24 protein-coding genes and 1 pseudogene are annotated in these 23,089 nt (G+C 39.5%); 19 read left to right on the forward strand and 6 right to left on the reverse strand.

Features of this window, described 5'->3' with window-relative positions; translation table 11 throughout:
• Positions 1 to 16 precede the first annotated feature (16 nt).
• The 16 genes from QT327_RS23195 to QT327_RS23270 all read left to right on the forward strand — a co-directional run bounded on the left by QT327_RS23195 (position 17) and on the right by QT327_RS23270 (position 16,550).
• Positions 17 to 1,432 (forward strand): lipopolysaccharide biosynthesis protein, encoded by a 1,416-nt coding sequence (locus tag QT327_RS23195; protein ID WP_149105227.1) that lies wholly within the window; start codon positions 17 to 19, stop codon positions 1,430 to 1,432.
• A complete protein-coding gene (locus tag QT327_RS23200) occupies positions 1,413 to 2,024 on the forward strand; it encodes a hypothetical protein (RefSeq protein WP_289554122.1) in 612 nt (203 codons plus the stop codon). The genes QT327_RS23195 and QT327_RS23200 overlap by 20 nt, the downstream gene beginning before the upstream one ends.
• Before the next feature lie 73 nt (positions 2,025 to 2,097).
• Positions 2,098 to 2,553 carry a hypothetical protein gene (locus QT327_RS23205; protein ID WP_289554123.1) on the forward strand — a complete coding sequence of 152 codons (456 nt, stop codon included), beginning with the start codon at positions 2,098 to 2,100 and terminating at the stop codon, positions 2,551 to 2,553.
• 42 nt (positions 2,554 to 2,595) lie between these two features.
• Entirely contained in the window at positions 2,596 to 2,928 is a 333-nt protein-coding gene (locus tag QT327_RS23210; RefSeq protein WP_289554124.1) for a glycosyltransferase family protein, read from the forward strand.
• A gap of 2 nt (positions 2,929 to 2,930) precedes the next feature.
• A complete protein-coding gene (locus tag QT327_RS23215; RefSeq protein WP_289554125.1) occupies positions 2,931 to 3,692 on the forward strand; it encodes a glycosyltransferase in 762 nt (253 codons plus the stop codon).
• Between the two features lie 1,011 nt (positions 3,693 to 4,703).
• Positions 4,704 to 5,831 carry a glycosyltransferase family 1 protein gene (locus tag QT327_RS23220; RefSeq protein ID WP_149105230.1) on the forward strand — a complete coding sequence of 376 codons (1,128 nt, stop codon included), beginning with the start codon at positions 4,704 to 4,706 and terminating at the stop codon, positions 5,829 to 5,831.
• Between the two features lie 13 nt (positions 5,832 to 5,844).
• Complete coding sequence (locus QT327_RS23225) at positions 5,845 to 7,227, forward strand: phenylacetate--CoA ligase family protein (protein ID WP_149105231.1); 1,383 nt, start codon at positions 5,845 to 5,847, stop codon at positions 7,225 to 7,227.
• Positions 7,224 to 8,348: a right-handed parallel beta-helix repeat-containing protein gene (locus QT327_RS23230; protein ID WP_149105232.1), complete on the forward strand. Its 1,125-nt coding sequence runs from the start codon at positions 7,224 to 7,226 to the stop codon at positions 8,346 to 8,348. The genes QT327_RS23225 and QT327_RS23230 overlap by 4 nt, the downstream gene beginning before the upstream one ends.
• An 87-nt stretch (positions 8,349 to 8,435) precedes the next feature.
• On the forward strand, positions 8,436 to 9,626 hold the full coding sequence (locus QT327_RS23235; RefSeq protein ID WP_210421299.1) for a glycosyltransferase family 4 protein: 1,191 nt from the start codon (positions 8,436 to 8,438) through the stop codon (positions 9,624 to 9,626).
• Between the two features lie 15 nt (positions 9,627 to 9,641).
• A complete protein-coding gene (locus tag QT327_RS23240; RefSeq protein ID WP_149105233.1) occupies positions 9,642 to 10,253 on the forward strand; it encodes a sugar transferase in 612 nt (203 codons plus the stop codon).
• A 13-nt stretch (positions 10,254 to 10,266) separates the two neighbouring features.
• A complete protein-coding gene (locus QT327_RS23245) occupies positions 10,267 to 10,887 on the forward strand; it encodes an acetyltransferase (protein ID WP_149105234.1) in 621 nt (206 codons plus the stop codon).
• A 70-nt stretch (positions 10,888 to 10,957) separates the two neighbouring features.
• Complete coding sequence (locus tag QT327_RS23250) at positions 10,958 to 12,091, forward strand: aminotransferase class I/II-fold pyridoxal phosphate-dependent enzyme (RefSeq protein ID WP_149105235.1); 1,134 nt, start codon at positions 10,958 to 10,960, stop codon at positions 12,089 to 12,091.
• Positions 12,092 to 12,524: 433 nt separating this feature from the next.
• The gene (locus QT327_RS23255) at positions 12,525 to 13,481 is read left to right on the forward strand and encodes a nucleoside-diphosphate sugar epimerase/dehydratase (RefSeq protein ID WP_289554126.1); all 957 of its coding nucleotides are present in this window, start codon (positions 12,525 to 12,527) and stop codon (positions 13,479 to 13,481) included.
• Positions 13,475 to 14,434 (forward strand): UDP-N-acetylglucosamine 4,6-dehydratase family protein, encoded by a 960-nt coding sequence (locus QT327_RS23260; RefSeq protein ID WP_289554127.1) that lies wholly within the window; start codon positions 13,475 to 13,477, stop codon positions 14,432 to 14,434. The genes QT327_RS23255 and QT327_RS23260 overlap by 7 nt, the downstream gene beginning before the upstream one ends.
• A gap of 260 nt (positions 14,435 to 14,694) precedes the next feature.
• Positions 14,695 to 15,447 (forward strand): tyrosine-protein phosphatase, encoded by a 753-nt coding sequence (locus tag QT327_RS23265; RefSeq protein WP_149105237.1) that lies wholly within the window; start codon positions 14,695 to 14,697, stop codon positions 15,445 to 15,447.
• 218 nt (positions 15,448 to 15,665) lie between these two features.
• Positions 15,666 to 16,550 (forward strand): DUF4886 domain-containing protein, encoded by an 885-nt coding sequence (locus QT327_RS23270; RefSeq protein ID WP_149105238.1) that lies wholly within the window; start codon positions 15,666 to 15,668, stop codon positions 16,548 to 16,550.
• A 177-nt stretch (positions 16,551 to 16,727) separates the two neighbouring features.
• On the opposite strand, the gene QT327_RS23275 is transcribed toward QT327_RS23270, so the two are convergent.
• The 3 genes and pseudogenes from QT327_RS23275 to QT327_RS23285 form a co-directional block, all read right to left on the reverse strand.
• Positions 16,728 to 17,507 carry a phytanoyl-CoA dioxygenase family protein gene (locus QT327_RS23275; RefSeq protein WP_149105239.1) on the reverse strand — a complete coding sequence of 260 codons (780 nt, stop codon included), beginning with the start codon at positions 17,505 to 17,507 and terminating at the stop codon, positions 16,728 to 16,730.
• A gap of 202 nt (positions 17,508 to 17,709) precedes the next feature.
• A pseudogene (locus tag QT327_RS23280) lies at positions 17,710 to 17,931 on the reverse strand (PIN domain-containing protein); the annotation flags it as partial.
• Between the two features lie 157 nt (positions 17,932 to 18,088).
• Entirely contained in the window at positions 18,089 to 18,328 is a 240-nt protein-coding gene (locus tag QT327_RS23285; protein WP_013665127.1) for a hypothetical protein, read from the reverse strand.
• 255 nt (positions 18,329 to 18,583) lie between these two features.
• On the opposite strand from QT327_RS23285, the gene QT327_RS23290 reads away from it, so the two are divergent.
• From QT327_RS23290 to QT327_RS23300, 3 genes are all read left to right on the forward strand, one after another.
• The gene (locus tag QT327_RS23290; protein ID WP_246860246.1) at positions 18,584 to 19,168 is read left to right on the forward strand and encodes a TetR/AcrR family transcriptional regulator; all 585 of its coding nucleotides are present in this window, start codon (positions 18,584 to 18,586) and stop codon (positions 19,166 to 19,168) included.
• Positions 19,169 to 19,247: 79 nt separating this feature from the next.
• Positions 19,248 to 19,661: an OsmC family peroxiredoxin gene (locus tag QT327_RS23295; protein ID WP_149105241.1), complete on the forward strand. Its 414-nt coding sequence runs from the start codon at positions 19,248 to 19,250 to the stop codon at positions 19,659 to 19,661.
• 93 nt (positions 19,662 to 19,754) lie between these two features.
• The gene (locus tag QT327_RS23300) at positions 19,755 to 20,792 is read left to right on the forward strand and encodes an alpha/beta hydrolase (RefSeq protein ID WP_149105242.1); all 1,038 of its coding nucleotides are present in this window, start codon (positions 19,755 to 19,757) and stop codon (positions 20,790 to 20,792) included.
• Positions 20,793 to 20,861: 69 nt separating this feature from the next.
• On the opposite strand, the gene QT327_RS23305 is transcribed toward QT327_RS23300, so the two are convergent.
• The 3 genes from QT327_RS23305 to QT327_RS23315 are packed head-to-tail and all read right to left on the reverse strand — an operon-like array spanning position 20,862 to position 23,006.
• Positions 20,862 to 21,362 (reverse strand): PulJ/GspJ family protein, encoded by a 501-nt coding sequence (locus tag QT327_RS23305; RefSeq protein ID WP_149105243.1) that lies wholly within the window; start codon positions 21,360 to 21,362, stop codon positions 20,862 to 20,864.
• Positions 21,349 to 21,732, reverse strand: coding sequence for a hypothetical protein (locus QT327_RS23310; protein WP_149105244.1), 384 nt, complete (start codon positions 21,730 to 21,732; stop codon positions 21,349 to 21,351). Before QT327_RS23310 ends, QT327_RS23305 begins: the two co-directional genes overlap by 14 nt.
• Positions 21,720 to 23,006, reverse strand: a complete 1,287-nt coding sequence (locus tag QT327_RS23315; RefSeq protein ID WP_149105245.1) for a hypothetical protein — start codon at positions 23,004 to 23,006, stop codon at positions 21,720 to 21,722. Before QT327_RS23315 ends, QT327_RS23310 begins: the two co-directional genes overlap by 13 nt.
• Positions 23,007 to 23,089: the final 83 nt, after the last annotated feature.

Below are 23,089 nucleotides of genomic sequence, written 5' to 3' on the forward strand. Positions count from 1 at the left end.
GAATTAAAGAAAGTGAATGCTTAAAAAACTTTTTTCACATACGCTAATTTATGGATTAGCGCCACAAATTGTTAAGGTGGCCCAAGTCCTCGTGCTGCCACTTATTACTCCTTTTCTTTCTCCTAAAGATTATGGAGTATTCGGTATAATTACAGCCGTAGTAGGAGCAGTGTCCGTATTATCCACACTTGGATTAAATATTGCGTTAGCAAATAGTTTTACCAGATCGCCTAATCGTTACAAATGGTTATGGAGGCAAGTCTATGGGTTTTTAATTTTTTGGAATTATATCTATGCAATATTGATAGCATGTATTATTTTTTCTTTTATACCAGAAGAAGCTAAAGAAAACACCATTCCTATCTTGTCGCTTAATGTAATTCCTTTGATATTATTTGCACCATCTACCAATATTGGAAGTTTATATTATCAACTAAATCAAAAACCCTTCCAAATAGCCATGAGAAGTGTGTTGATTGGTTGCCTGACCGTTGGCTTAAATGTCTATTTTATAAAATATTTAAGAATGGGTTATATGGGATGGTTTTGGGCTAATGCCATTTCGCAAGTGGTTTACCAATTCAGCTATTTTATTCCACTTAATTACCATGAAGGTATTAAACCCATTTATAACTTTAAGAGAAAAACGTTAGTAAATCAACTGAAAGTATGCTTACCAACAATCCCGCATTTTTACAGCACATACTTACTGACCAGCTTCGATCGCGTCATTATGAAGTTTTTAGGGATCTCAGTTGACGGTATCGGTAAATATAATGCTGCTCAGGTACCAGGGAATCTTTTTGGGTCAGCGACATATGCTGCAAACCAAGCAATAAGCCCCTTGTTGTTAAATTCTTATAAAAGGGATGACAAGAATACTGAACGAAAATTGAACTTTGTGGTAGCGATTGTGTTTTTAGTTGCAACCTCTATTATATGTTTATTTCTAAAAGAGTTGTTACCATTGGTAATTAAAAGCAAAGGATTAGAAAATATCTACCCTATTTCGATAATCATTATTATGGCGTACAACTATAGGCCAATGTATATTGCTGCAAATAACAGACTGTTTTACGTTGAAAAAACGAAAGCTCTTCTAAAAGTTACCACCATTGCCGCATTCCTTAGCGTCGTATTAAATCTGTTGTTAATCTATTTCTACGGGAGTATGTCAGCAGCTGTCACACTATTCATATCTTTTATGTATATGGGTTATTCCGGATTTTTTATTAAAGAATTTAAAGAAAGTAAGGGAACTAACCACTATCCATTATTCTGGATGGGAATAACAGTCGCATTAACAATATTCGTGTATTTGGCTGTCGAATTTAGCTGGGTGTTGAAAATATGCATTGCTATCACTATTTTACTTGCTGGGCTAACAGGTATGTATTTAACATATAAAAAGCATGAAAATAGTAATCATTGATCATGAGCCTTTTTCCGAAAGAAAAAGACAGCATTATTATCTAGACCAGTTTCTTCAACACGGCGTGAATGTTGAATATTGGGATGTTAGTAAAGCACTTGATTATTCTAAGCACGTTCATTATTCCTATCAAAGTAATCATAGCGTTGTCAGAGTGTTTTGTGATTACCGCTCGTTGCTTCTGGCCATAAGTGAATTAGAGAATAAAACGACGGTTATAGTGTTGGAGATTTTTTTTAGGATAAGTACGTTTTCCTTGTTTAAGGCCATTGGTAAGCAAGGCTTAAAATGGAGTCGTATTAATTATTATCAAAATCCAGTTGCAGCCTTTGCAGACTTGCCAACCACGAGCCAACAACTAAGAAAAACGCTTGACGTGAAATTTCTATGGAATAAATTGAATTTGTTATACTTAAATAAAAATGCAGACGTCTCTCAACCAAATCTGCTATTTTTGACTGGAAATAGTAAGCCAGCAAACAATGTAAAAACAGTTTCCTTAGATTTTTTTGATGTAGAAGAGTATGAGTGTTTGTTATTACATGCAGAAAAGCCATTGGTAAATGGGCCTTACATAGTTTTTTGGATGTGATGTTTGCAAGCCATCCAGATCTTAAGCGCTTAAATAAAAAAACAGTCAACGAGGACGTATACTATAGCAAAATGTGCTCTTTTTTGATAACATAGAGAGGCTTTATAATAAGCCAATTATAATCGCAAGCCATCCAAAAGCAAATTATAATAATGAGTATGGTAATCGTATAGTTATAAAAGAAGCTACTGCCCGTTTAGTAAAGGATTCCGATTTGGTTATTACACATGGAAGTTTATCGATCAGTTATGCTCTTTTAGCACAAAAACCGCTTTTATACGTTTATTTTGAAGAAATGTTAAAAACCGAAACCCTCCGAGGATATTATAGACGGATGGAGAAAGCATGTGAAAAGCTAGGGGCGGGATTGTATAATATTGATTCGGAATTTAACCTCCTAAATGTACCAAAGGTTGACAATAGGAGATATAGAGCTTTTCTGGAAGAAGTGTACGTAAAGTCATCCAGTGATAGGCGTTCAAATTTTGAAATTATACTGGACAATTTATTGTCATTGTTGAATGAGTAGTTATTATACACAATATTGTGGAGCCAATAGAAATAAGGAAAAATGAATACTAAGAAGGTAGCTTTTTATTTAGGTGATTTTAAAAGGTCTGGAGGTACCGAACGAGCTTGTATTGCAGTTGCAAATGGGATAGGCGAATTTTCTGACCATCAGGTTTTCCTTATAACTACCAACAGTCAGGCAGAAGAGTCCTTCTTTGAGATCGGGCCTAAGGTCAATATTATTTATTTGAATATTAATAACTTGAAGGGTGAATACTTCCTTTTGGCGAAGCGATTGAAGTCTTCACTAAAGGAATATAAGATCGATATACTAATAGCTGTTGAAGTCATGTCAATCATCTTTCTACTTTCGGTATTTGTATCCAAATCATAGGTATGACGGGGATTAAGTTATTTGTGTGGGAGCATTTTAACTTTACCGTTAGCCTCAATAAGAAAATGAGGGTTTATCTGAGAAAATTTGCTGCAAGATTTGCAGATACGATCATTGTTCTTACACAGAAAGACGTCGAATTATGGAAAACTAATCTAAAAGTTCGGGCCAAGATCATTAGTATCAATAACCCATCACCCTTTCCTATTTCTAATAATAAATATAAGGAAGAATCTACAACTGTAATTGCCGTTGGCCGTCTAAAATATCAAAAGGGTTTTGATCGACTATTGAAAATCTGGAGTGATTTTAAAAGAATACGGCCAAATGGATTGTGGAAATTGCAAATTATTGGCAGTGGCCCTGAAGCTGATAAACTGAAGGAGCAAAGCATGAGACTAGGTATTGGCAGTTCCGTCGAATGGATAGAGAATACTGCACACATCAAACGATACTATGAAAATGCTGCTTTTTTAGCAATGACGTCTCGTTTCGAAGGATTACCTATGACATTAATAGAAGCGCAATCGTTTGGATTGCCGATAATTGCCTACGACTGTTTAACAGGACCAGGGGAGGTTATTTCGAAAAAATCCGGATTCTTAATCAGGAATGGAGATGATGATGAATTTGTAGATAAATTATTGCTTTTAAGTCAAGATTCGTCCCTTAGAAATCGCTTCAGCTATTCAGCAAGGGAAGAGGTAACAAAGTTCTCTGTAAGAAACATTGTCATGCAATGGTTATCTTTGTTGGCAAAATAGTAAATGACGAATATGCGGGTAAGGAAATTGAATATTGATTTAAAACTAATAGGTATTATAGCGTTATCCTATTTGACATGTACGTTTCCATTGGCAGAATATATACAAGACCCGCTTGTTTTACAAGATGTCCAGCAAAATATTTACAATGTATCAAGAAGTTATTTTTTCCTAATCAATAAAGGTTATATAGATTTTTTTGACTATTTTAAAAGCCAGTGGTTATGGGCATATTGTGCGGTTTATTTCAGTGAACTTCTAGAATCGGAAGAACTTTATTTCATGATAATTGGAGGGATTAATTTTTTTGTTTATGCTTGTTTCATTTACAAAAACGTTAGGTTTAACACGATTTTTCTCCTGCTTCTGCCAATTCAGATAGTTTTCTTAATATACCAACCGAGATTAGCGTTTGGATGTAGTCTTTGGATCTTAGGTATTTTATCGTCGAACGTCAAAGAAAGTATTTCTTATTTCTATTGTCCTTATTAGTTCACAACGCCATGTTTGTTATTGTTGGAAGTTATTTTGTCATTAATATGATAGCAACCTTAAAAGTTGCAAAATTCGAGACGCAAAAAAAGATAGCTTTGACGATACTTTTCTCCTTTTTGGTGAATTTTATAGTGGGCCCTTTGATTTCTGTTTTCACTAATCTTTTAGATAGAGGAGACTCGTCTAGGTACGAGGGCGATTCACTTTCAGCATCAGTTGTTTCGTCGGGCTTCTGGGGACTTATTGCAGTACTTTTTATTATAGATATTCTACGGACGGAAAAAGTAAATATCTATAAGCTTTTCGCTATATTTTTTACCTTATTCCCTGTATTTTCTTTCTTATTTAGTTCAGGCTATCCGTATCGATTTTTAACCGTAGGCATGCCTTTTGTAGTGATAGGTATTTTTAGAACCTCTAGAACTAGAAAAAAAATGCTGCTATTGATGTACATACTTTTTGGATTATATACCTCGCTAAGTTTTTACAAGTTTTAGGCAGATTTGTTTATAGATAATGACAAAGAATAACGACAAAATTTTACGAGTACTTCATGTTGTTACAATTATGAATTTAGGCGGCATAGAGACCTTTTTAATGACTCTCTATCGTAATTTGGATTATAACATTATACAGTTCGATTTTTTAGTTCATAGAGAGGAGGAAGGCTTTTTCGATGAAGAAATAAAGAAACTTGGTGGTAAAATATTTCATATTAGAAGTTTAAATCCAAGGTTTTATTTTGAATATAGGAAGCAACTGAAAAGTATTCTTCAAGCAAATCACTACAACATAATTCATTCCCACCTGAATGCCAATAGTTCGATCATTTTGAGAATTGCCAAAGAAATGGGAATTAAATGTAGAATAGCACATGGCCATAGTGATACAACGACACGGGGTTTGAAAGGAATGCTGAAACTAGTTAATAAGTTGTTTATTAATAATGTGTCAACTCATCGGTTTGCTTGTTCAGATCGGGCAGGTAAATGGCTTTTCGGAGAAAATGTAGATTTTAAGGTGATTAAAAATGCAATCGACACTTCTAAGTTTCGTTTTAATAATGACAAACGAAGATCAATAAGGATTGAGTTTGGTTTTAATGACAATACAATTGTGATTGGTAATGTGGCCCGATTTAATTTTTTAAAGAACCATGCCTTTATAATGGATGTTTTTGCCGCGGTTGTTACGAAATATTCTGATAGTAAACTTCTGTTGTTAGGAGATGGGGAATTGTTGGAGGAAGTCAAAAATAAGACTTTTAGACTAGGGCTGGAGGATAAAGTGATTTTTGCAGGTGCTGTTGGAAATGCTAACGAATACCTGAATGCAATGGATGTTTTTCTGTTTCCTTCACTATTTGAGGGCTTAGGGATTGTCGCTATAGAGGCGCAAACAAATGGATTACCGGTGGTGATGAATTATACACTTCCTCAAGAGCTCGATATTACGCCATTGGCGCATCGCCTATCTTTAAGTGCTCCATTGGAGGAATGGGCTGATGCGATTTGGAAAGTAGCCACTAATAAAACTGATAGAACAGTATGGCAACCAAACGTTACTGAGAAAGGATACGATGTACAAGAAAATGTTAAATTACTAACTTCTTTTTATCAGAAAGCTACAATAGATAGTAATTAAGATAACAACGCTAATGAAAGACACCATATATAAAATTGCACCTCATTTTATTCAAAACTTGATGATTTCTATATTTAACTACAAGGCCTATAAAGTGAGATATGGAGGGAACTATTGGAAATACAGAGAAGAAATAAAAGAAAGATCTGCTATGGGTCTTGATCAGTTACGGGAATATCAAAAAAAACGATACCAAATACTTGTTGAACATGCGATTAAGAGTTCAAATTTTTACAAAAGAACTGTCAGCTCTATAGCAGGAGCCGCTAACATAGATAATATTCGCCAGCTTCCGATAATCACCAAAGAAATTTTACGGCGAAGTATTGAAGAGGTTTACACCGTTTCAAAAAATAAAGGAGTGGTTTCAAAAACTGGGGGCACAACAGGTAAGTCCTTGGAGGTTATCTTCACTAAAGATAACATGCAAGAAAGATTCGCTATGTTAGACGACTTTAGGGCTAGATTCGGATACGAATTAGGTAAAAGAACTGCGTGGTTTTCGGGAAAGGATTTGCTTACTGCCGGTGACATAAAAAAGAAAAGATTTTGGAAAACGGATATTTTTCACAAAGTGCGTTACTATTCAACATTTCATATCAGAGAGGATTATTTGAAGCATTATGTTGATGATCTGACCAAATTTTCACCTGAATATCTGGTGGGATTTCCGTCCAGTATTATGGAAGTAGCTAAGTATGGGTTAGCGAATAAGTTTAGTTTTCCTGCTCAAACTGTAAAGGCCATTTTTCCAACAGCCGAAACCATTACACATGAGATGCGGGAAGTGATAGAAACTTTTTTTAAAACGAAGATGTATGATCAATATGCATCCTCTGAAGGAGCTCCTTTCATTTTTGAGTGCGCACGAGGAAATTTGCATTTGGAATTGCAAAGCGGCGTTTTTGAAGTATTGGATGAAAATAATCAACCGACAAATTCGGGTCGTTTAGTGCTGACTTCTTTTACAACCGATGGTACACCGCTTATCCGTTATGACATCGGTGACTCGATTTCATTGGCGGACGAGGGTAAAACGTGTAGTTGCGGCAATCATAATCCCTTGGTTATAGAAGTTCTAGGTAGAATTGATGACTACATATATTCACCGGAAAATGGAAAGATTAATTTGGGAAATGTTTCCAATACATTAAAAGATACAAAAGGTATTGTTCGATTTCAAGCAGTGCAAGACGAGTTAAATAAAATTCAGTTGTTTGTTGTAAAGGACAACATAACTTTTGACAAACTAAGTGAAGCAAAATTTATTAAAAACTGGCGGGATCGCATCGGTGATGCTATGGAATTGAAAATCGAGTATGTTGATAAGATTCCTGTAGAAAAAAGTGGTAAGTTTAGAATAGTCAAAAACAACATTAAACATTTGATATTATGAAGGTAAAAACTGTGAAAAAGCTCATAGCTGTAACGCTTTTAATACAATTTATTTTTCTTTACGTTTTTAGTGTAGACGTATACGGCCAGGGAAATGCCAAGAATAAAAAATATGTTAAGGTAGTAGATTTTCTACCCACTAATCATGTAAAAAACGCTTCTGTAGACTATACAGTCGTTTTACAGTCGGTGCTAGATAAGTATTCTAATGTTATCTTCCCATCGTTTCCTATCCTTATAAACGATAAAGGGTTAAAACTGTCTTCTAATAGTCATTTGAAGTTCGAAACAGGGGGCGGGTTAGTGCTAAATTCTACGGCTAATTCTAGGTATTCAATGTTGGATATAGAAGACGTCGAGAATGTTCGTGTCTCTAACGCAACTCTTATTGGTGATCGAAAAACGCATAAGGGAACTCAAGGAGAATGGGGGATGGGTGTATATATTAAAGGTGCGAAAAACGTGTTGCTAGAAAACATAAATATTTCTGAGGTATGGGGTGACGGTATAGATATCTACAAAAGTTCAAAACAAAACTCCAGTAATGTGACTATTAGAAATGTCATTATAAAAAGAGCAAGAAGAAATGGTATAACGATTGGGAGTGGTCTAAACATCAAAATTGAAAATTGTCAAATTTCGACAATTGATGGAACTCTACCGATGGCAGGTATATGTGTTGAACCAAATGATGGTAAAGACTATATGGGTAAAGTTCAAATTTCAAATGTGTCTACAGAAAACTGTAGTGCAGGTTTACATATAGCGTTGTTGCGGTATCCATCCGAGCAGGATAAGCTGGTAGATATTAATATAAGCGGATTACAAAGTAAGAATGATAATCATGGGTTATTGGTTGGAGACTTCTTCCGTGTGCAGCAGTATGGTGTAAAAACAAAAAAGTTAAAGGGACGAGTTGTTTTCACAAACATTTCTATAACCGATAGTAAGAAAGACCCTATTAAATATTTCAACAGTAAAGCAGGGTACGAGTATGGGCCAAAATTTGTTTTTGATGGAATTCAAATTAAAAATAAAAATTTTCAGAGGGCCAGGATACAGAGTATTACAAATCAGCTAAATAGTCGGGGCTTTGATACGAAAACTTTTAATAGAAAATAGACATTATTTTAGGCCATTCCCTAATTTGTAGTTTTTTTATAAGATTTATTGTTTTTCTGATCGTTTTTATTTAACTAAGCCCCGTAGATGCCAAAAAAAATCCTGATTCGTCTAACAACTGTACCTATCTCTTTGAAAACGCTTCTTAAGGGACAGCATCGATTTATGTCAAACAATGGTTGGGAAGTGGTTGGTGTTTCTTCGGAAGGGCCAGAACTGGAAGATGTACGGGACAGCGAAGGCATAAGAGTAGTGTCTCTAGAAATGACCCGCATAATATCTCCTTTAAAAGATATAAAATCACTTTATAATTTTTATAAACTTTGCAAAAAAGAAAAGCCAATTATAGTACATTCGCATACGCCTAAAGCGGGAATAGTGGGCATGCTTGCGGCAAAGCTTGCAGGGGTGCCTTTACGCCTTCACACCGTTGCAGGCTTACCACTGATGGAAGCAAGGGGAGTCAAAAGAAAGGTGTTAAATGCAGTTGAGCGGTTAACGTATGCTTGTGCCACCAATGTGTATCCCAATTCAAAAGGGCTTTATGAGTTCATCTTGAAAGAGAGGCTTGGTAAGCCTTCCAAGCTAAAAGTGATCGCTAACGGTAGTTCGAATGGAATTGACACGGGTCACTTCTCCCTAGCAAATTTCTCTGAAGCGCAATGCGAGCAGTTACGAAATGAATGGAAGATAAGTAAAGACGATTTTGTTTTTATTTTTGTTGGGCGTCTTGTTGGGGATAAAGGGATTAACGAATTGATCAAAGCATTTGGCGAGCTCGAGCATGGTTTGGCTCAGGGTTTCAAAACAGTTAAGCTTCTCTTGGTTGGCGATTTTGAATCGGCTCTCGATCCATTGCTGCCCGCTACTTTGGACGAGATACGAAGAAATTCGGACATCGTTTCCGTTGGTTTTCAAAATGATGTCCGACCTTTTTTCGCGATTTCAGACTGCTTGGTTTTTCCTTCTTATCGCGAAGGTTTTCCGAACGTCGTTATGCAGGCTGGTGCAATGAGGCTACCTAGCATCGTCTCCAATATCAACGGGTGCAATGAAATAATTGAAGAAGGTGTAAACGGTACAATTGTTCCAGTGAAAAGCGTTTCGCGCTTGACAGTTGCCATGCAGAAAATGATAGAAGATAAGGAATACTACCTGCACCTGAAATCGAAAGCCCGTGAAATGATTGTTAATCGATACGAACAACAGGTCGTTTGGGAGGCTTTATTAAACGAGTATAGACGATTGGAAAAGCAAATGTATAACAGAAAGCAATAGATCGTTAGCAGTAAGATGTATTACAAAAATATAATCAAGCGTATAATCGACTTCGTATTGGCATTAACCGGCTTTGCCGTTCTCTCACCTGTTTTCTTCACGGTAGCTGTTTTTCTCTTTTTCGCAAACCAAGGAAAAGCCTTTTTTCTGCAACCGCGTCCCGGTAAAAATGGTCGAATTTTTAAGGTCATTAAGTTCAAAACCATGAACGATCGAAAAGACAAGGAGGGCAATCTTTTACCCGATGCAGAACGTTTAACAGCCATTGGTAGTGTCGTTCGTAAAACATCTTTGGATGAAATTCCGCAGTTGCTTAATGTAATTAAGGGGGATATGAGCTTAGTGGGGCCGCGCCCACTATTGGTTGAGTATCTACCGCTCTATAATGCGGAGCAAAAAAGAAGACATGAAGTGCGACCCGGTATCACGGGCTGGGCACAGGTAAATGGACGAAATGCAATTTCCTGGCAGCAGAAATTTGTCTATGACGTCTGGTATGTCGATAATCTGTCTTTCTCACTGGATCTAAAGATTATTTGGATCACAATCATGAAGGTATTTAAGCGCGAAGGGATTAGCGCGGAGGGACATGTCACGGTAGAGCGTTTCCAAGGAAACGGGAATTGATTATTTTTACAGTATGCAAGAGGTTTATCTAATAGGAGCAAGTGGCCATGCCAAAGTAATCGCGGAAGTTTTATTAGAAGATGACAAGTATATTAAAGGAATCTTCGAAAAAAATGAAGCCATTCTACGGCTTTGGGACTATCGAGTCTTGCCTCAACCGGAAGCAGGTACCTGGCCAAGGGATGCTCCTTACGTCATCGCCGTTGGGAGTAATCGTATCAGAAAATATGTTGCCGAAACCTTTCAGAATGAACTGACTTTCAGTAAAGCGATCCATCCGAGATCAATTATATCGAATCGGGTTTCGATTGGTGAAGGGACGGTTGTCATGGCGGGTGTTACGATTAATACGGAGACGTTGGTAGGTAAGCATGTTATCTTGAATACGAATTGCTCGGTTGATCACGAATGTGTATTAGCTGATTATGTGCACATTTCCCCTGGTGTTTCCTTGGCAGGGGATGTGCAGGTTGGTGAGGGAACACATATTGGTATCGGTGCATCGGTTATTCAGGGGGTTCGGATCGGCAAGTGGTGTACCATTGGTGCCGGGGCAGTCGTAATACGCGATGTTCCGGATTATGCGGTAGTAGTAGGCAGCCCTGGCCGGATTATAAAATATAACCAAGCTTGATTAGACTAGCCTTACGGACAATGACCGAAGTAAGTACGCAAAGAAAAATAATACAAAGTATATAAAGAGAATGAACGAAAAAATATGGCTCTCTTCTCCTCATATGGGAGAAATGGAGCAACAATATGTCAAACAAGCTTTTGATACCAACTGGATTGCGCCACTAGGGCCACATGTAGATGGCTTCGAGGGAGATTTGGTAGCTTTTACCAAAACAGGACACGCAGCAGCCTTAAGTGCTGGCACAGCAGCCCTACATTTGGCGCTAATTTTATTAAATGTGAGCGCGGGGGATGAAGTGATTTGCCAGTCGATGACCTTCTCCGCTTCCGCTAATCCAATTGTATACCAAGGGGCGGTTCCTATCTTTATAGATAGCGAAAGGGATACTTGGAATATGGATCCCGAGCTGCTACGAGAAGCAATCGAAGATCGTTTATCCAAAGGTAAAAAGCCAAAAGCCATCATCCCTGTACATTTATACGGTATGCCGGCTAAGATGAAGGAAATTATGGCTATAGCAGAAGAGTTTGCTATACCTGTAATCGAGGATGCCGCAGAAGCGCTAGGATCTACCTTAGACGGAAAGGCAATGGGTACTTTTGGGACACTTGGTGTGCTGTCATTCAATGGGAATAAAATTATTACAACTTCAGGAGGCGGCGCATTAATTTCGGATAACGAAGGCTATATTAAGAAAGCACGCTTTTTAGCTACACAGGCTAGAGACGCAGCACCTCATTACGAACATAGCCATATCGGCTATAATTACCGTATGAGTAACGTATGTGCGGCCATCGGAAGAGGGCAAATGGGAGTGTTGTCTACGCGCGTGACACAGAGAAGAAGGAATTTCGATTACTATCGAGAACATTTAGGAAACATAGCGGGTCTTTCCTTCTTAGAAGAACCGGAAGGAATGATTTCCAATCGGTGGCTCTCTACCATTCTTATTGATCCAAAAGTGGCTGGTATAACAAGTGAGGACGTTAGAGTTCACTTAGAAAAGGACAATATCGAGTCTCGGCCGTTATGGAAACCCATGCATATGCAACCGGTCTTTAAAGACGCTGCCTATTACGGACAAGAAGTGTCTAGAGGGTTGTTTTCCAATGGATTGTGTTTGCCTTCGGGATCCAATCTGACAGAAAAAGATCTATCCCGAGTTGTGTCTCGAATGAAAGATTTATTACCATTGGGATAATATGTATAATATTGTATACATTTTTTGCCTACTTGCTAACAGAAAATGTATATTTATGAAGACAACGTTAAATGTTATAGATATCCACTTTGTTCACTATTTTTTAATCGATCCGATCTTTTTTCATTAAATTAACCTAATTTACGGCATTACTTTTGCTGGCACTACAGTGCGTTGTGGAGAATGCAATTGTGCAGTTTTGTGCAAAACACCCGGAATTAGGGATTGACTAGAGGGGGAACATCTAGTAATTTTGTAATCAATAGTTTTTGTACTTAGTAAACCATTGCATTGCTTGGCTTACAGTAAATTTTTTTATGTATTTTTGAAAACTAATTAATTGATTGGGTGTTAGTTGGTGTGGAGCTGCTAGATGCGCGGTAAACGTGAGTGAGCTGTTTGCATTGAGTGGAACAATATAAAAACTTAGCTAATGAGAAAAATTTTACTGGATAATAAGGTACTTCCAAGATGGATTATCTTTTTAATCGATTTGGTATTGGCCAGTTGGTCTTTTGTGTTAGCTTATTTTATCTCAGAAGAATTTAAATTTCCAGAAATCTTACGCGGTCATTTTTTCGTCTACACTAATCTCTATGTAGCTATTTGCGTTCCCGTTTTTTTTCTCTTTAAAGTGCATGTTGGCCTGATTCGTTATTCGAATATGCGGGATATGCTGCGCATATTTACGGCTATGCTTTCGGCAAGCGCGCTATACACGGTCGTTATTTTGATGTTGGTTGAACCTTATTTCAATATATATAGCTTACGAGTAAGAGAGGTACTGTTGATTAACTTTTTTATTGGCTCCACTTTATTGATTTTTTTACGTATTGCTGCAAAAGGCACCTTTCAGTATTTTCACGATAAATTATCTAAAAGAGATAAAATCCATGTATTGATCTACGGGTCGGACGACAAGGCCGTATTAGTAAAGCAGGCCTTAGAACGAAGTGCAACCTCGAAGTTCATAGTCGTGGGTTTTATAGATAAAGATCGGTCTAAACTGAACAGTCTAGTAGAGCAAAAGCGCGTATTTCATATCAAGGACCTGCCACGTTTGAAAGCTACCAAGAATGTAGATAAGCTTTTGCTATTAAATGACCGGTTGGATGAGCGGGATAAACAGGTGGTCATCGAACGTTGTTTACGGCTAGAAATTCAGGTGGTTACTGCGCCTACACCGGATAAGTGGTTGTCTGGAACCATCGGTGAGCTGCAGATCAAGAGCCTGCGGATTGAGGATTTATTACAACGCCCACCCATTGAAATTGATAATGCAAAAGTAAAGGCAGACTTATTTGACCGTAGGGTATTGGTAACGGGAGCAGCAGGATCCATCGGTTCAGAGATCGTTCGGCAAGTAATGAACTACCATCGCGTGTGTTGATTTTATGTGATCAGGCAGAATCTCCTTTGCATGAAATACAATTAGAAGTAGAGGAATCTTTCCCTGATGTTCGTTGTGAGATTGTGATTGCCGATGTGCGTAATCAGCATCGCATGGAAAAGATGTTTAAGCACCTGCGTCCACAGGTTGTTTATCATGCGGCGGCCTATAAACATGTCCCCTTAATGGAAAATAATCCGTGTGAGGCGGTCCATACCAACGTAAAGGGTACGCGGATTGTAGCAGATTTATCGGTGCAGTATGGCGTTGAAAAATTTGTAATGGTGTCAACTGATAAAGCGGTGAACCCGACGAATGTAATGGGAAGTTCTAAGCGAATCGCAGAGATTTACACACAAAGCTTAAATAATGCAAGCTTTAATAAAAATACCCGCTTTATCACCACGCGTTTTGGCAATGTGCTAGGATCCAATGGCTCCGTTATACCTCGGTTTAGAGCTCAAATTGAGAAAGGAGGGCCTATCACAGTCACACATCCGGAGATTACCCGCTATTTTATGACCATTCCGGAGGCGGTACAGTTAGTGCTAGAAGCCGGTACTATGGGAAGGGGTGGTGAGATTTTTGTTTTTGATATGGGGAAGCCTGTTAAAATCGTCAACCTGGCAAGAAAAATGATCAAGCTAGCGGGATTGCAACCGGGTATTGATATTGATATTGTGTTTACTGGTTTAAGACCTGGCGAAAAGCTGTATGAGGAGTTATTGAATTCGGAAGAGTTGACATTACCTACGCATCACGAAAAGATCAGTATTGCACGCGTAATTAACCACGACTATGTGGACGCGTGTTTAGCCATAGATACCCTTTTGAGCTTGTCAAAAGAGGGAGATAACATGGCAGTAGTAAAGCAAATGAAAGCCATTGTGCCGGAATTTTTAAGTAAAAATTCACCTTACGAGGAGTTGGACGAAGAGCAAGAAGTTTTATAGAGTACTTGCTTTTATAGAGAGATCAGCAAAGCAAACACGTGAAAGAACTTTACATTTTTGTTGAGAGAAATTACAAAAATATAAAATTTTTGTATTATTTTTATTGCAATCAGCCGGTTCATAATAAGTATTAATTGACTTTTAAGAAAACTCGTATGAAGCTTGAAAGTAGAAATTGAAAAGTGATAGGAGAGCTTTCTATTAGAAGACCGCCAACTGATATGCTGTTTTAATGTCAAGTACTATTAAAAAGAGATACAATGCTTTCTATATTTAAATCAGCGACTGTTCGATTTCCCATTGCGGAAATATTACATACCGATATGCATGCACATATCTTACCAGGTATTGATGACGGAGCCGATAATGTAGAAACATCCATTGCATTGATTCGGGGCTTAAGAACCCTAGGGTATAAGCGATTTATTGCAACACCTCATATTATCAGCGATTTACATCCCAATACCAAGGAAACTATTGAATCCGCTTTCCATAAATTAAAACAAGCCTTACTCGCCGAACAGATGGATGTCGATATTGATTACGCAGCCGAATATATGATGGATGAGATGTTCGAAGGTTTGATGGAACAAGGGCCATTGCTGAAATTAGCGGGTGATTATGTGCTGGTGGAAACCATGTTTATGGCCGAACCACCCAACCTAAGTACGGTGCTATTCGACATGCAAACGGCAGGTTATAAGCCAGTCGTAGCACACCCCGAACGCTACCATTTTGTCTTTAATAAGCCCGCAAAAGCGGAACGGATGAAAGATCGGGGCGCCTTACTGCAGATTAATGCCTTATCCTTGACCGGTTATTATGGTAAGCACGAGAAACATACCGCTATCCAGTTACTGGAAGCGGGGCTGGTGGATTTTATTGGGACCGATTTGCATCACGAAAGACATTTAAAAGTACTGACTAATTTTGTCATTGATCGGAAGGTGGCCGATTTATTGGAAAAAACCGCTTTTAAAAATAAAAGCTTAAAAACGGTATTGAATGAATAAGGGGTATCGCAGTCCCTTTGTTGAAAAAAGGTGGACGCTCAGCAACCAAGCTGAGCGTTTCGTTTTGTACTCCTTTTGATGCATTTGTACACGGGAGGGCTCTTTTCATACGTAAAAAGTAGATAGTCTCGGGACAAATCCAGCCATGAACTTTCAATAAGTATATGGATTTCCGCCGCACCTATAACGAATTGTAAATAATTTTTACCTTTACCATTATGTACAAAATAAAATATTTATTAACGATCCTATTTATTGGACTGACCTCGTTATCTGTAGTATATGGACAGTCCGTTAGCAATGATACCCTACGGGTGTTAGCCATCGGCAATAGTTTTTCGGAAGATGCAGTAGAGCAGTACCTATATGAATTGGCTGATGCCGCCGGGAAAAAGATCGTTATTGGTAATTTATATATTGGCGGTGCTCCGCTATCACTCCATTGGGAGAATATACAAGGCAACAAAGAGGCCTATCGCTATCGGAAAATTACGGCCGATGGCCTTAAATCAACACATGAGCAGGTAAGCATCTTGACAGCATTGCAAAGCGAACCCTGGGACTATGTCTCCCTCCAACAGGCCAGCCCCTTATCGGGTAAGTTCGACACTTATGTGGAGCCGCTTACCGGCATAAAACATTTCTTAGATAGCGTAGAAGGCGCTAACGTCAAATATATATGGCATCAAACCTGGGCTTATGCTCCTCATTCGACGCATGCGGGCTTTGCCAACTATGGGAAAAATCAGGAAGTAATGTATCGGGCAATAATGAAAGCGTCCGCAGAAGCCAAGAAGAAGTTCGGTTTTGATCTGCTGGTACCGTCAGGAACGGCCATTCAAAATGCGCGCACTACTTTTCTGGGGGATAATCTCACCAGAGATGGCTATCATTTGAATCTGCACATAGGTCGATTTATTGCTGCTTGTACCTGGTTTGAATCGCTTTTTGGCGAAGAGGCCCCAACTGATCGCTATCGTCCCGAAGGCGTCACGCCTGAGGAAGCGGAAGTGGCTAAGCAAGCGGCACATGCAGCGGTAAAAAGGCCATTTAAGGTTACGAAGCTGAAAGTTAAGGCACTTGAACAGGAAATTGCTAAGTAGGGATAAGTTTTAAGTTATATGTTGTAAGTTCTAAGTAAGGGTCTGCGTTACTGCCATCCTACTGCGACCCTTTTAGGGGGTAGAGTATAAGCTGGTTCCATTTGAGAGTGACGTATTATAGAAAAATAGATGTCCGAATACATGAGAACGTATCCGGACATCGATTGGGTCAACTCACTATCTGCCTAATGCAATCCGTATAGCTTCTTCCACCGGGCTGCACGCGCTGGTGCTACTGATATTGAAATCGCTCTTAAGTAACAGTGGGGGTTGTGCCATAAACTTCGGTACCAAACCACGATGCCGTTGAGCAGCATGAACCAGAAACGGATGACAGAGATATACCGTGCCTGCCTTTCCAATGGCGAGTGCTTCCTCTCTTGCCGGTAATTCCGATAGCTTTCCTGTCAATTCCATAAACGAGAAGCCCTTTTCACCTTCCGGTTCCAGTAATCTGGCAACATCCAAATGCGAACCTTTTAGGATTCGAGTAGGTGCATCCCGCTCGCTAACGTCCGAAAACAGAAATAGCATGAGTAGTCCTCGGCCTTTTGAATATACGTTGACACGAGCGGAGAAAAAGTCATGGGGATCATCACCGGGGAAACTCGCATCGACATGCCAGCCGGTGTCTCCCGAATCAACTTCCGATGGGAAGCGGATCGGAAAGGCGCCCATGCTCATGCAAGGGAGCCATTTCCCTTTACCAACCAATTGGTCGAACGCTTGGTGAAGAATAGCGGTATTGGCTGCTTTGATAAATGGCTCCTGCGTATACATGCCTAGCCAAACCACGGGTTGTGTCCAGGTACTACGGTCACTGGGATCGGCCGGAATATCTTTCCATAAGATACTTCTCGCTTCACGGGCAAGATCAGCAGAAAAGGCGTTGTCAATACGGATAAAACCGTCTGTAATAAATGACTGTATTTGTTGTGGATTTAAGAAGTTTTGCATAATGTTTATTATAAAAATTCAAACAATAAAGATTTTGTGCCGATGTGAGGCATTACACTTCAAGGATTGAAAATTTATATTATAGCATTACAGTCATTCTCATAGGGCAAATTTAGACAAATTCATCTTTTTTCACAAGCGCTAGGTCTCTATCATAAAAGCAAGAAGGTGTAGCTATATTAATCTCTTTTTCTAACGTTATTTACCAGCTTTCAATCTGTACATCTTGAATCTCTTTAAAATGTTTGTCTTTGGTTATTAGTGTAAGGTTGTGTTGTTTGGCAATACTAGCTATCCAGATATCATTTTCGGGAATAGGTTTTCCTTTTTTCAGGAGCGCAGCCTTAATAACAGCGTAAGCATCTGCGGTATCAATATCACCGCGTATAACATTACATTTACTTAGGAAGCTTCTAATTTGGGATAAATGTTTCTTCGGATTGGATGATCAGTAGGCTCCTAGGAGTAACTCTGCCAAAACCACGTGCGGAATATCGACTTTTTCCCTGTCACTTAGTTTCTTAATAACTATCGGATTTCCTTTGAACAGTTCAATGACTATATTTGTATCTAGTAATAAATTATTTCCAGTCGTCGGGATTTATAGTTTCACAAGACTCCTCTATAGCCTTTTCAATTTCCTCAGCCTCTTCTTTGGTCCATATGCCGGAAAACTCACTAAATGCAGATTCAGTTCGATTTTGTTTTTTTGCTTTTACTTTGTTCTTCTTCAGAAAGTCCTCGAGCGCCGATAGCGTAGCCTCGTTTTTTATTTTAAGCACTTCTTCAATGACATGTAACTTCCTAGCCTCGGATAGCATAAATAACCTCCTTCTGCCACCATTTATTTGTAGCTTAATTACAAAAATACAAAAACCATCTTAAATTGAAGAACGTAGCAGAAAGGACATGATATAAAGTTATATAATATTACAAAAGGGTACCCTTGTCTAAACCAAGCTACTTACACGTATGATGAAACGAAGAATTAAGACAGCATAACGATAAAAAAAATAAAAATAATTTTGTACTAATTGGTAAAGTATTTATATTTGCAGAGTCAAAAGGAAAATAAGATGGCAGGAAGACCAAAAATATACGATGAAGAAGCGGTGCTTGATAAGGCGATTGGGGTCTTTTGGGAAAAGGGCTATGAGAACGCTTCGGCGGACGATTTGCTGAAAGCGATGGGTATTGGAAAAGGGAGTTTTTACTTCGCCTTTAAAGGGGGAAAACAGGAACTCTTTGAAAAATCGATGAAGCGCGTAGCCGATCAATATTTCCGGGATTTCCGTAAGGCAGTGATGAGCTGTGAAAATCCCATTCAATTGATCAGGGAGTTTTTCTTCTCGTTGGCCGGTGCCGAGTCGCCGGTTGGAGAACGCGGCTGTTATTTTGGTAACGCCCTGGTGCAGATCAGTGAGAGCGATGCCGGATTGAAAACAGTTGCGGCTGAAAGCCTTGGTTTGTTAGAGTCTATTTTTCAGGAAGCTATGGTGAGAGGAAAAGAACTGGGATTATTAAAAAGCAGCTATGAGCCAGCCTTGCTTGCAACTTACCTGATCAATTTATGGAATGGCTTTAATGTTACCAAACGCATGGTCACTGATCCGGAAAAACGGCTCGCATTGATGAAAATGAATTTGGAACCGATTCAATAAAAAAATTTAATTAAAACTGTACTAAATAGTACAAAATAACTAGATTAAAATTAATATTCACCTCAAAAATCAAACAAAAATGAAACGCAAAGCAACAGCCGTATGGAACGGCGACATCAAATCAGGAGCAGGTCATTTAACTACCCAAAGTACGGCCTTAAACAAAACACAGTACTCGTTTAATAGCCGGTTCGCCGAGGGCGTAGGTACCAATCCGGAAGAATTGTTAGCAGCAGCACATGCCGGATGTTTTACCATGAAGCTCGACCTGGATCTTACCCAAGCAGGTTATACCGTGGACGAACTGGAAACTACTTCTACCATTACACTTGACAACGGCAAGATTACGCTGTCGGAACTAAACCTGCAGGCAAAAGTACCGGGAATCACCGAGGAGGAATTCCAAAAAATAGCCAAAAACGCAGAACAGACCTGCCCGGTAAGTGGGGCTTTTAGTTTCGAAATTAAACTGAATGCAACGCTGATAGCTTAAAATTAGGGAAAAGCCTCCTGTAGATAATAAGGAGGCTTTTTTAAAGCTTTATTTTGTACTGAATAGTAAACAATTAATTTTAAAAATAGACAAATGAAAACATTAAAAACAATGATCGTATTGACTGTGGCAGCTATAGTCTCTTTCAATGAAGCAAAAGCACAATCTCCCCTTGCAGATCAGGATCCCCGTATCGATCCGCAGATCCGTACCTTTTTAAAGGCCTTGAATAACAGCGGAGGAAAGCCCGTGGAAGCACATTCACCGGCGGATGCGAGACTGATTCTAGTGGGTGCTCAAAAATCTGTGGATGTAGATTATTCGGGCATTGAAGAATCGGAAAGAATGATTAGTCAGGACGGTTATGATGTGAAGATTCATGTAGTTAGACCCGAAGGAGCGTCCGGCAAACTACCGGTCTTTATGTTTTTCCATGGAGGTGGATGGGTTTTGGGCGATTATCCTACGCACCGTCGTTTAGTGCGCGATTTGGTTGTAAAAAGCGGAGCAGTGGCCGTTTTTCCGGACTATACCCCTTCACCGGAGGCGCATTACCCGGTGGCGATTAATCAAGCTTATGCCGCAACTAAATGGGTGGCAGCGCATGGTGATGAAATCAATGTAGACGCTACTCGACTGGCAGTGGTTGGTAACAGTGTTGGCGGTAACATGGCCGCCGTGGTTTCCTTGATGGCCAAAGACAAGCAAGGACCGAAGATTCGGCAGCAGGTATTGCTGTGGCCGGTAACCGACGCTGATTTTAGTCGCTCTACTTATAAAAAGTTTGGTGAAGATCGATTTCTGACGACCTCGCTAATGAAATGGATGTGGGACAATTATACAACAGATCCTAAAGAAAGAGCGGAAAAATATGCAGCGCCCATTCAGGCCAGTCTGGAAGAGTTAAAAGGTTTGCCTCCTGCTTTGGTGCAAACTGCGGAAAATGACATATTAAGGGACGAAGGAGAAGCCTATGCCCGCAAGATGAGTGAAGCGGGCGTACCCGTTACCTTGACCCGCGTACAGGGAATGATCCATGATTACGGCTTGCTCAATCCCATTGCTCACGTGCCGGCTGTACAGAGTGCGTTGCTACAAGCGGCAGCGGTATTGAAAGAATCGCTTAAATAAAGTTCTCTTGAACGAAGTGTACTCAAAAATGGAGTCACTTCGTTTTTATAACATTTAAAGTTATAGACCTTAAGGCCTGGACATTTGTGCTGTAGCGTTCATCAAATTCGCGGCATCATACATTTTATGTACATAGACAGGGTAGCTGTTTTTTTTTGCATGTAATTGCAAACGTAGTTCATCAACCAGTCCACCTTCTTCCACTTGCTCGCGGGATTCAAAACCTACAAAAGCGGAGTCTAGCGCGAAGTGAAAGGAATCCCGTGTTTCGTCATCTACGTGCCGGACAATCGTACTATCTAATAACTCATAGCGCACCGTATTCAACGGCCGCAGGCAGACTAAAAACCCTTCTTGTCGAACGATGCGATCTGCTGCTTCAAAGTCTTGTTGTAAAGCATATTGAAGCAAACGGTGCTCATTATCGATTCCAAAACGTTGTTGCAGGCCTCCCAATTGCTTGCCGGTTAGTGTGAGTGTCGCATAAGCAACTGCCACTACAATGGTCATCAGTAGTAAAGCCACTACCAACTCAATGATAGTAAAAGCGGCTAACTTAAGGTGTTTCATGGCTTTTCTTTTGAATGATTTTTCGATAGCTGGCTAATGACTTCTCTTGCTTATTGAAGGCTTCCAATTCGACCAGCAATAATTGATCACTTCCTTCATAATCGGTTACTCTTTGTTGTATTTCTATATCGTTTTCTAGCTGGTAGGTGTGATCCTGCGGGTTTTCTAACCCGCTACTTGCCTCGCCTGCTAAGACCATTAATTGCTGCTGCAAACGTAGCTTCGGACTGCTGGAACTGTTAACGATGCGTACATAGGTCATGGTAGCGATACCAAACACCACCATAATAACTACCAAGGCAACAATAACCTCCACCACTGTGGAGCCCTGTAATTTCTTCCGAACTTGGTTTGCTTTTAGTGTAACCATTTAACAACTCCTCCTTTCCCCGCTGTTTGTAAGAGTGCGCTTTCCAGATAATGGCGCGAACGTTTCGTATAATTGATGACGGCATCCAGCAAAAAATTGTCATACAGGGACGATGATGTTTGCAACACGAAACGTTGGCAAGTGACACTTCCAAAAACGGAACCTTTTAGCTCCAACATACCATCTGCATACACCTCACCGTGAATTTCGCTTCCCGGTTCCATTCGAATGCGGTTCATAAAGTCCGTGGCCGAAGTGGCAGCTACACTAAACACCACGCCGTGGATTTTGGCATCTTTGTGAATGACTATTTCCGGTGTGAATTCCTGTACGCTATTTTCGGTGCGCCTTTCAATAAGTCCAAGTGCCGACGGATAAGGAAGTTCGACATTTTCTTCAACGAGAATGGAGTCTTGAGCAAAGGCCTGTAATGTGCCTTTAAAATCCTTTGCAATCTTAATTTTAGGTGCGATAAAGATGGCGTGTTCTATTTGGGCCGAGCTAGGCAGATATATAGCTCGCTTGGATACCACCACCACTGCCCCTTTCAAACTCAGGTTCTCCAGCGAAATCGAATCTTCGCTCGAGAGAATAAGTGGCTTTTGGTAAAAGCTTCTGTTTACAGAATCTTTTAGGGTATAAAAGGAAAGGACCGAATCGCTTCGGTTTTTCAAGCTGTCGTAATTCAACAGTTTAATCTGTTCAATCAATGCAGTATTGAGTGCGGGCAATTTCTTCTCACTTTTTTTGATATCGCCGTAAACGGTGGTGTCACCTTCATACGCTTTATCTTCGATATAGGCTTTTCGTATACCGGCCGGTGGCAAATAGGCTGTGCCGCGAACGACTGATTTACCGGAGATAGATAAGGGGCGATCGTCGTCCTTTAAATAAAGGGCATAAGCTTTGTCGTTTTGAATGGCATTGCCCTTTAAAAATACTTTCTTCAGGGTATCTATTCCTTCAAAAGATTTAATTATAGCAATTTCATACAGTCCCCACGGATAATGTTGTAAACTTATGCTATCTGTTTCTTCTTTAAATAAGTCTATTAATTCTTCTTCGCTTGCTTTTTCGGCATAAACTTGACTGAGAAGCAGTGCTGTGCCAGACTCCAGATTCCGTTCCAATTTCAATTTGCGGAGGAGTAGTGAAGTTTCGCTACGGTTATAGCGTAACAAAAGGAGCATCAAACCCAATAGAAGTGCCATAATAGTCGCTATACCTACTACGCTCAATAAGGCTCCGGCTTTTAGTTTACGAGGTTGATGCATGTACAAATATAAAAAAAGAGCAATAAGCAAAGCACGTCGGAATGAAATGATTTCAGGTGTTAGAAGAAAAATAATAGGTTAAA

It is taken from the genome of Olivibacter sp. 47, assembly GCF_030372825.1.
In the GTDB taxonomy this organism is placed as follows: Bacteria; Bacteroidota; Bacteroidia; order Sphingobacteriales; family Sphingobacteriaceae; genus Olivibacter; species Olivibacter oleidegradans.

Bases quoted from the DNA above. Each gene is read 5' to 3' on its own strand.
- QT327_RS23195 (WP_149105227.1), top strand. From the start codon at position 17: ATGCTTAAAAAACTTTTTTCACATACGCTAATTTATGGATTAGCGCCA.
- QT327_RS23200 (WP_289554122.1), top strand. From the start codon at position 1,413: ATGAAAATAGTAATCATTGATCATGAGCCTTTTTCCGAAAGAAAAAGA.
- QT327_RS23210 (WP_289554124.1), top strand. From the start codon at position 2,596: ATGAATACTAAGAAGGTAGCTTTTTATTTAGGTGATTTTAAAAGGTCT.
- QT327_RS23215 (WP_289554125.1), top strand. From the start codon at position 2,931: ATGACGGGGATTAAGTTATTTGTGTGGGAGCATTTTAACTTTACCGTT.
- QT327_RS23220 (WP_149105230.1), top strand. From the start codon at position 4,704: ATGACAAAGAATAACGACAAAATTTTACGAGTACTTCATGTTGTTACA.
- QT327_RS23225 (WP_149105231.1), top strand. From the start codon at position 5,845: ATGAAAGACACCATATATAAAATTGCACCTCATTTTATTCAAAACTTG.
- QT327_RS23230 (WP_149105232.1), top strand. From the start codon at position 7,224: ATGAAGGTAAAAACTGTGAAAAAGCTCATAGCTGTAACGCTTTTAATA.
- QT327_RS23235 (WP_210421299.1), top strand. From the start codon at position 8,436: ATGCCAAAAAAAATCCTGATTCGTCTAACAACTGTACCTATCTCTTTG.
- QT327_RS23240 (WP_149105233.1), top strand. From the start codon at position 9,642: ATGTATTACAAAAATATAATCAAGCGTATAATCGACTTCGTATTGGCA.
- QT327_RS23245 (WP_149105234.1), top strand. From the start codon at position 10,267: ATGCAAGAGGTTTATCTAATAGGAGCAAGTGGCCATGCCAAAGTAATC.
- QT327_RS23250 (WP_149105235.1), top strand. From the start codon at position 10,958: ATGAACGAAAAAATATGGCTCTCTTCTCCTCATATGGGAGAAATGGAG.
- QT327_RS23255 (WP_289554126.1), top strand. From the start codon at position 12,525: ATGAGAAAAATTTTACTGGATAATAAGGTACTTCCAAGATGGATTATC.
- QT327_RS23265 (WP_149105237.1), top strand. From the start codon at position 14,695: ATGCTTTCTATATTTAAATCAGCGACTGTTCGATTTCCCATTGCGGAA.
- QT327_RS23270 (WP_149105238.1), top strand. From the start codon at position 15,666: ATGTACAAAATAAAATATTTATTAACGATCCTATTTATTGGACTGACC.
- QT327_RS23275 (WP_149105239.1), bottom strand. From the start codon at position 17,507: ATGCAAAACTTCTTAAATCCACAACAAATACAGTCATTTATTACAGAC.
- QT327_RS23285 (WP_013665127.1), bottom strand. From the start codon at position 18,328: ATGCTATCCGAGGCTAGGAAGTTACATGTCATTGAAGAAGTGCTTAAA.
- QT327_RS23290 (WP_246860246.1), top strand. From the start codon at position 18,584: ATGGCAGGAAGACCAAAAATATACGATGAAGAAGCGGTGCTTGATAAG.
- QT327_RS23295 (WP_149105241.1), top strand. From the start codon at position 19,248: ATGAAACGCAAAGCAACAGCCGTATGGAACGGCGACATCAAATCAGGA.
- QT327_RS23300 (WP_149105242.1), top strand. From the start codon at position 19,755: ATGAAAACATTAAAAACAATGATCGTATTGACTGTGGCAGCTATAGTC.
- QT327_RS23305 (WP_149105243.1), bottom strand. From the start codon at position 21,362: ATGAAACACCTTAAGTTAGCCGCTTTTACTATCATTGAGTTGGTAGTG.
- QT327_RS23310 (WP_149105244.1), bottom strand. From the start codon at position 21,732: ATGGTTACACTAAAAGCAAACCAAGTTCGGAAGAAATTACAGGGCTCC.
- QT327_RS23315 (WP_149105245.1), bottom strand. From the start codon at position 23,006: ATGCATCAACCTCGTAAACTAAAAGCCGGAGCCTTATTGAGCGTAGTA.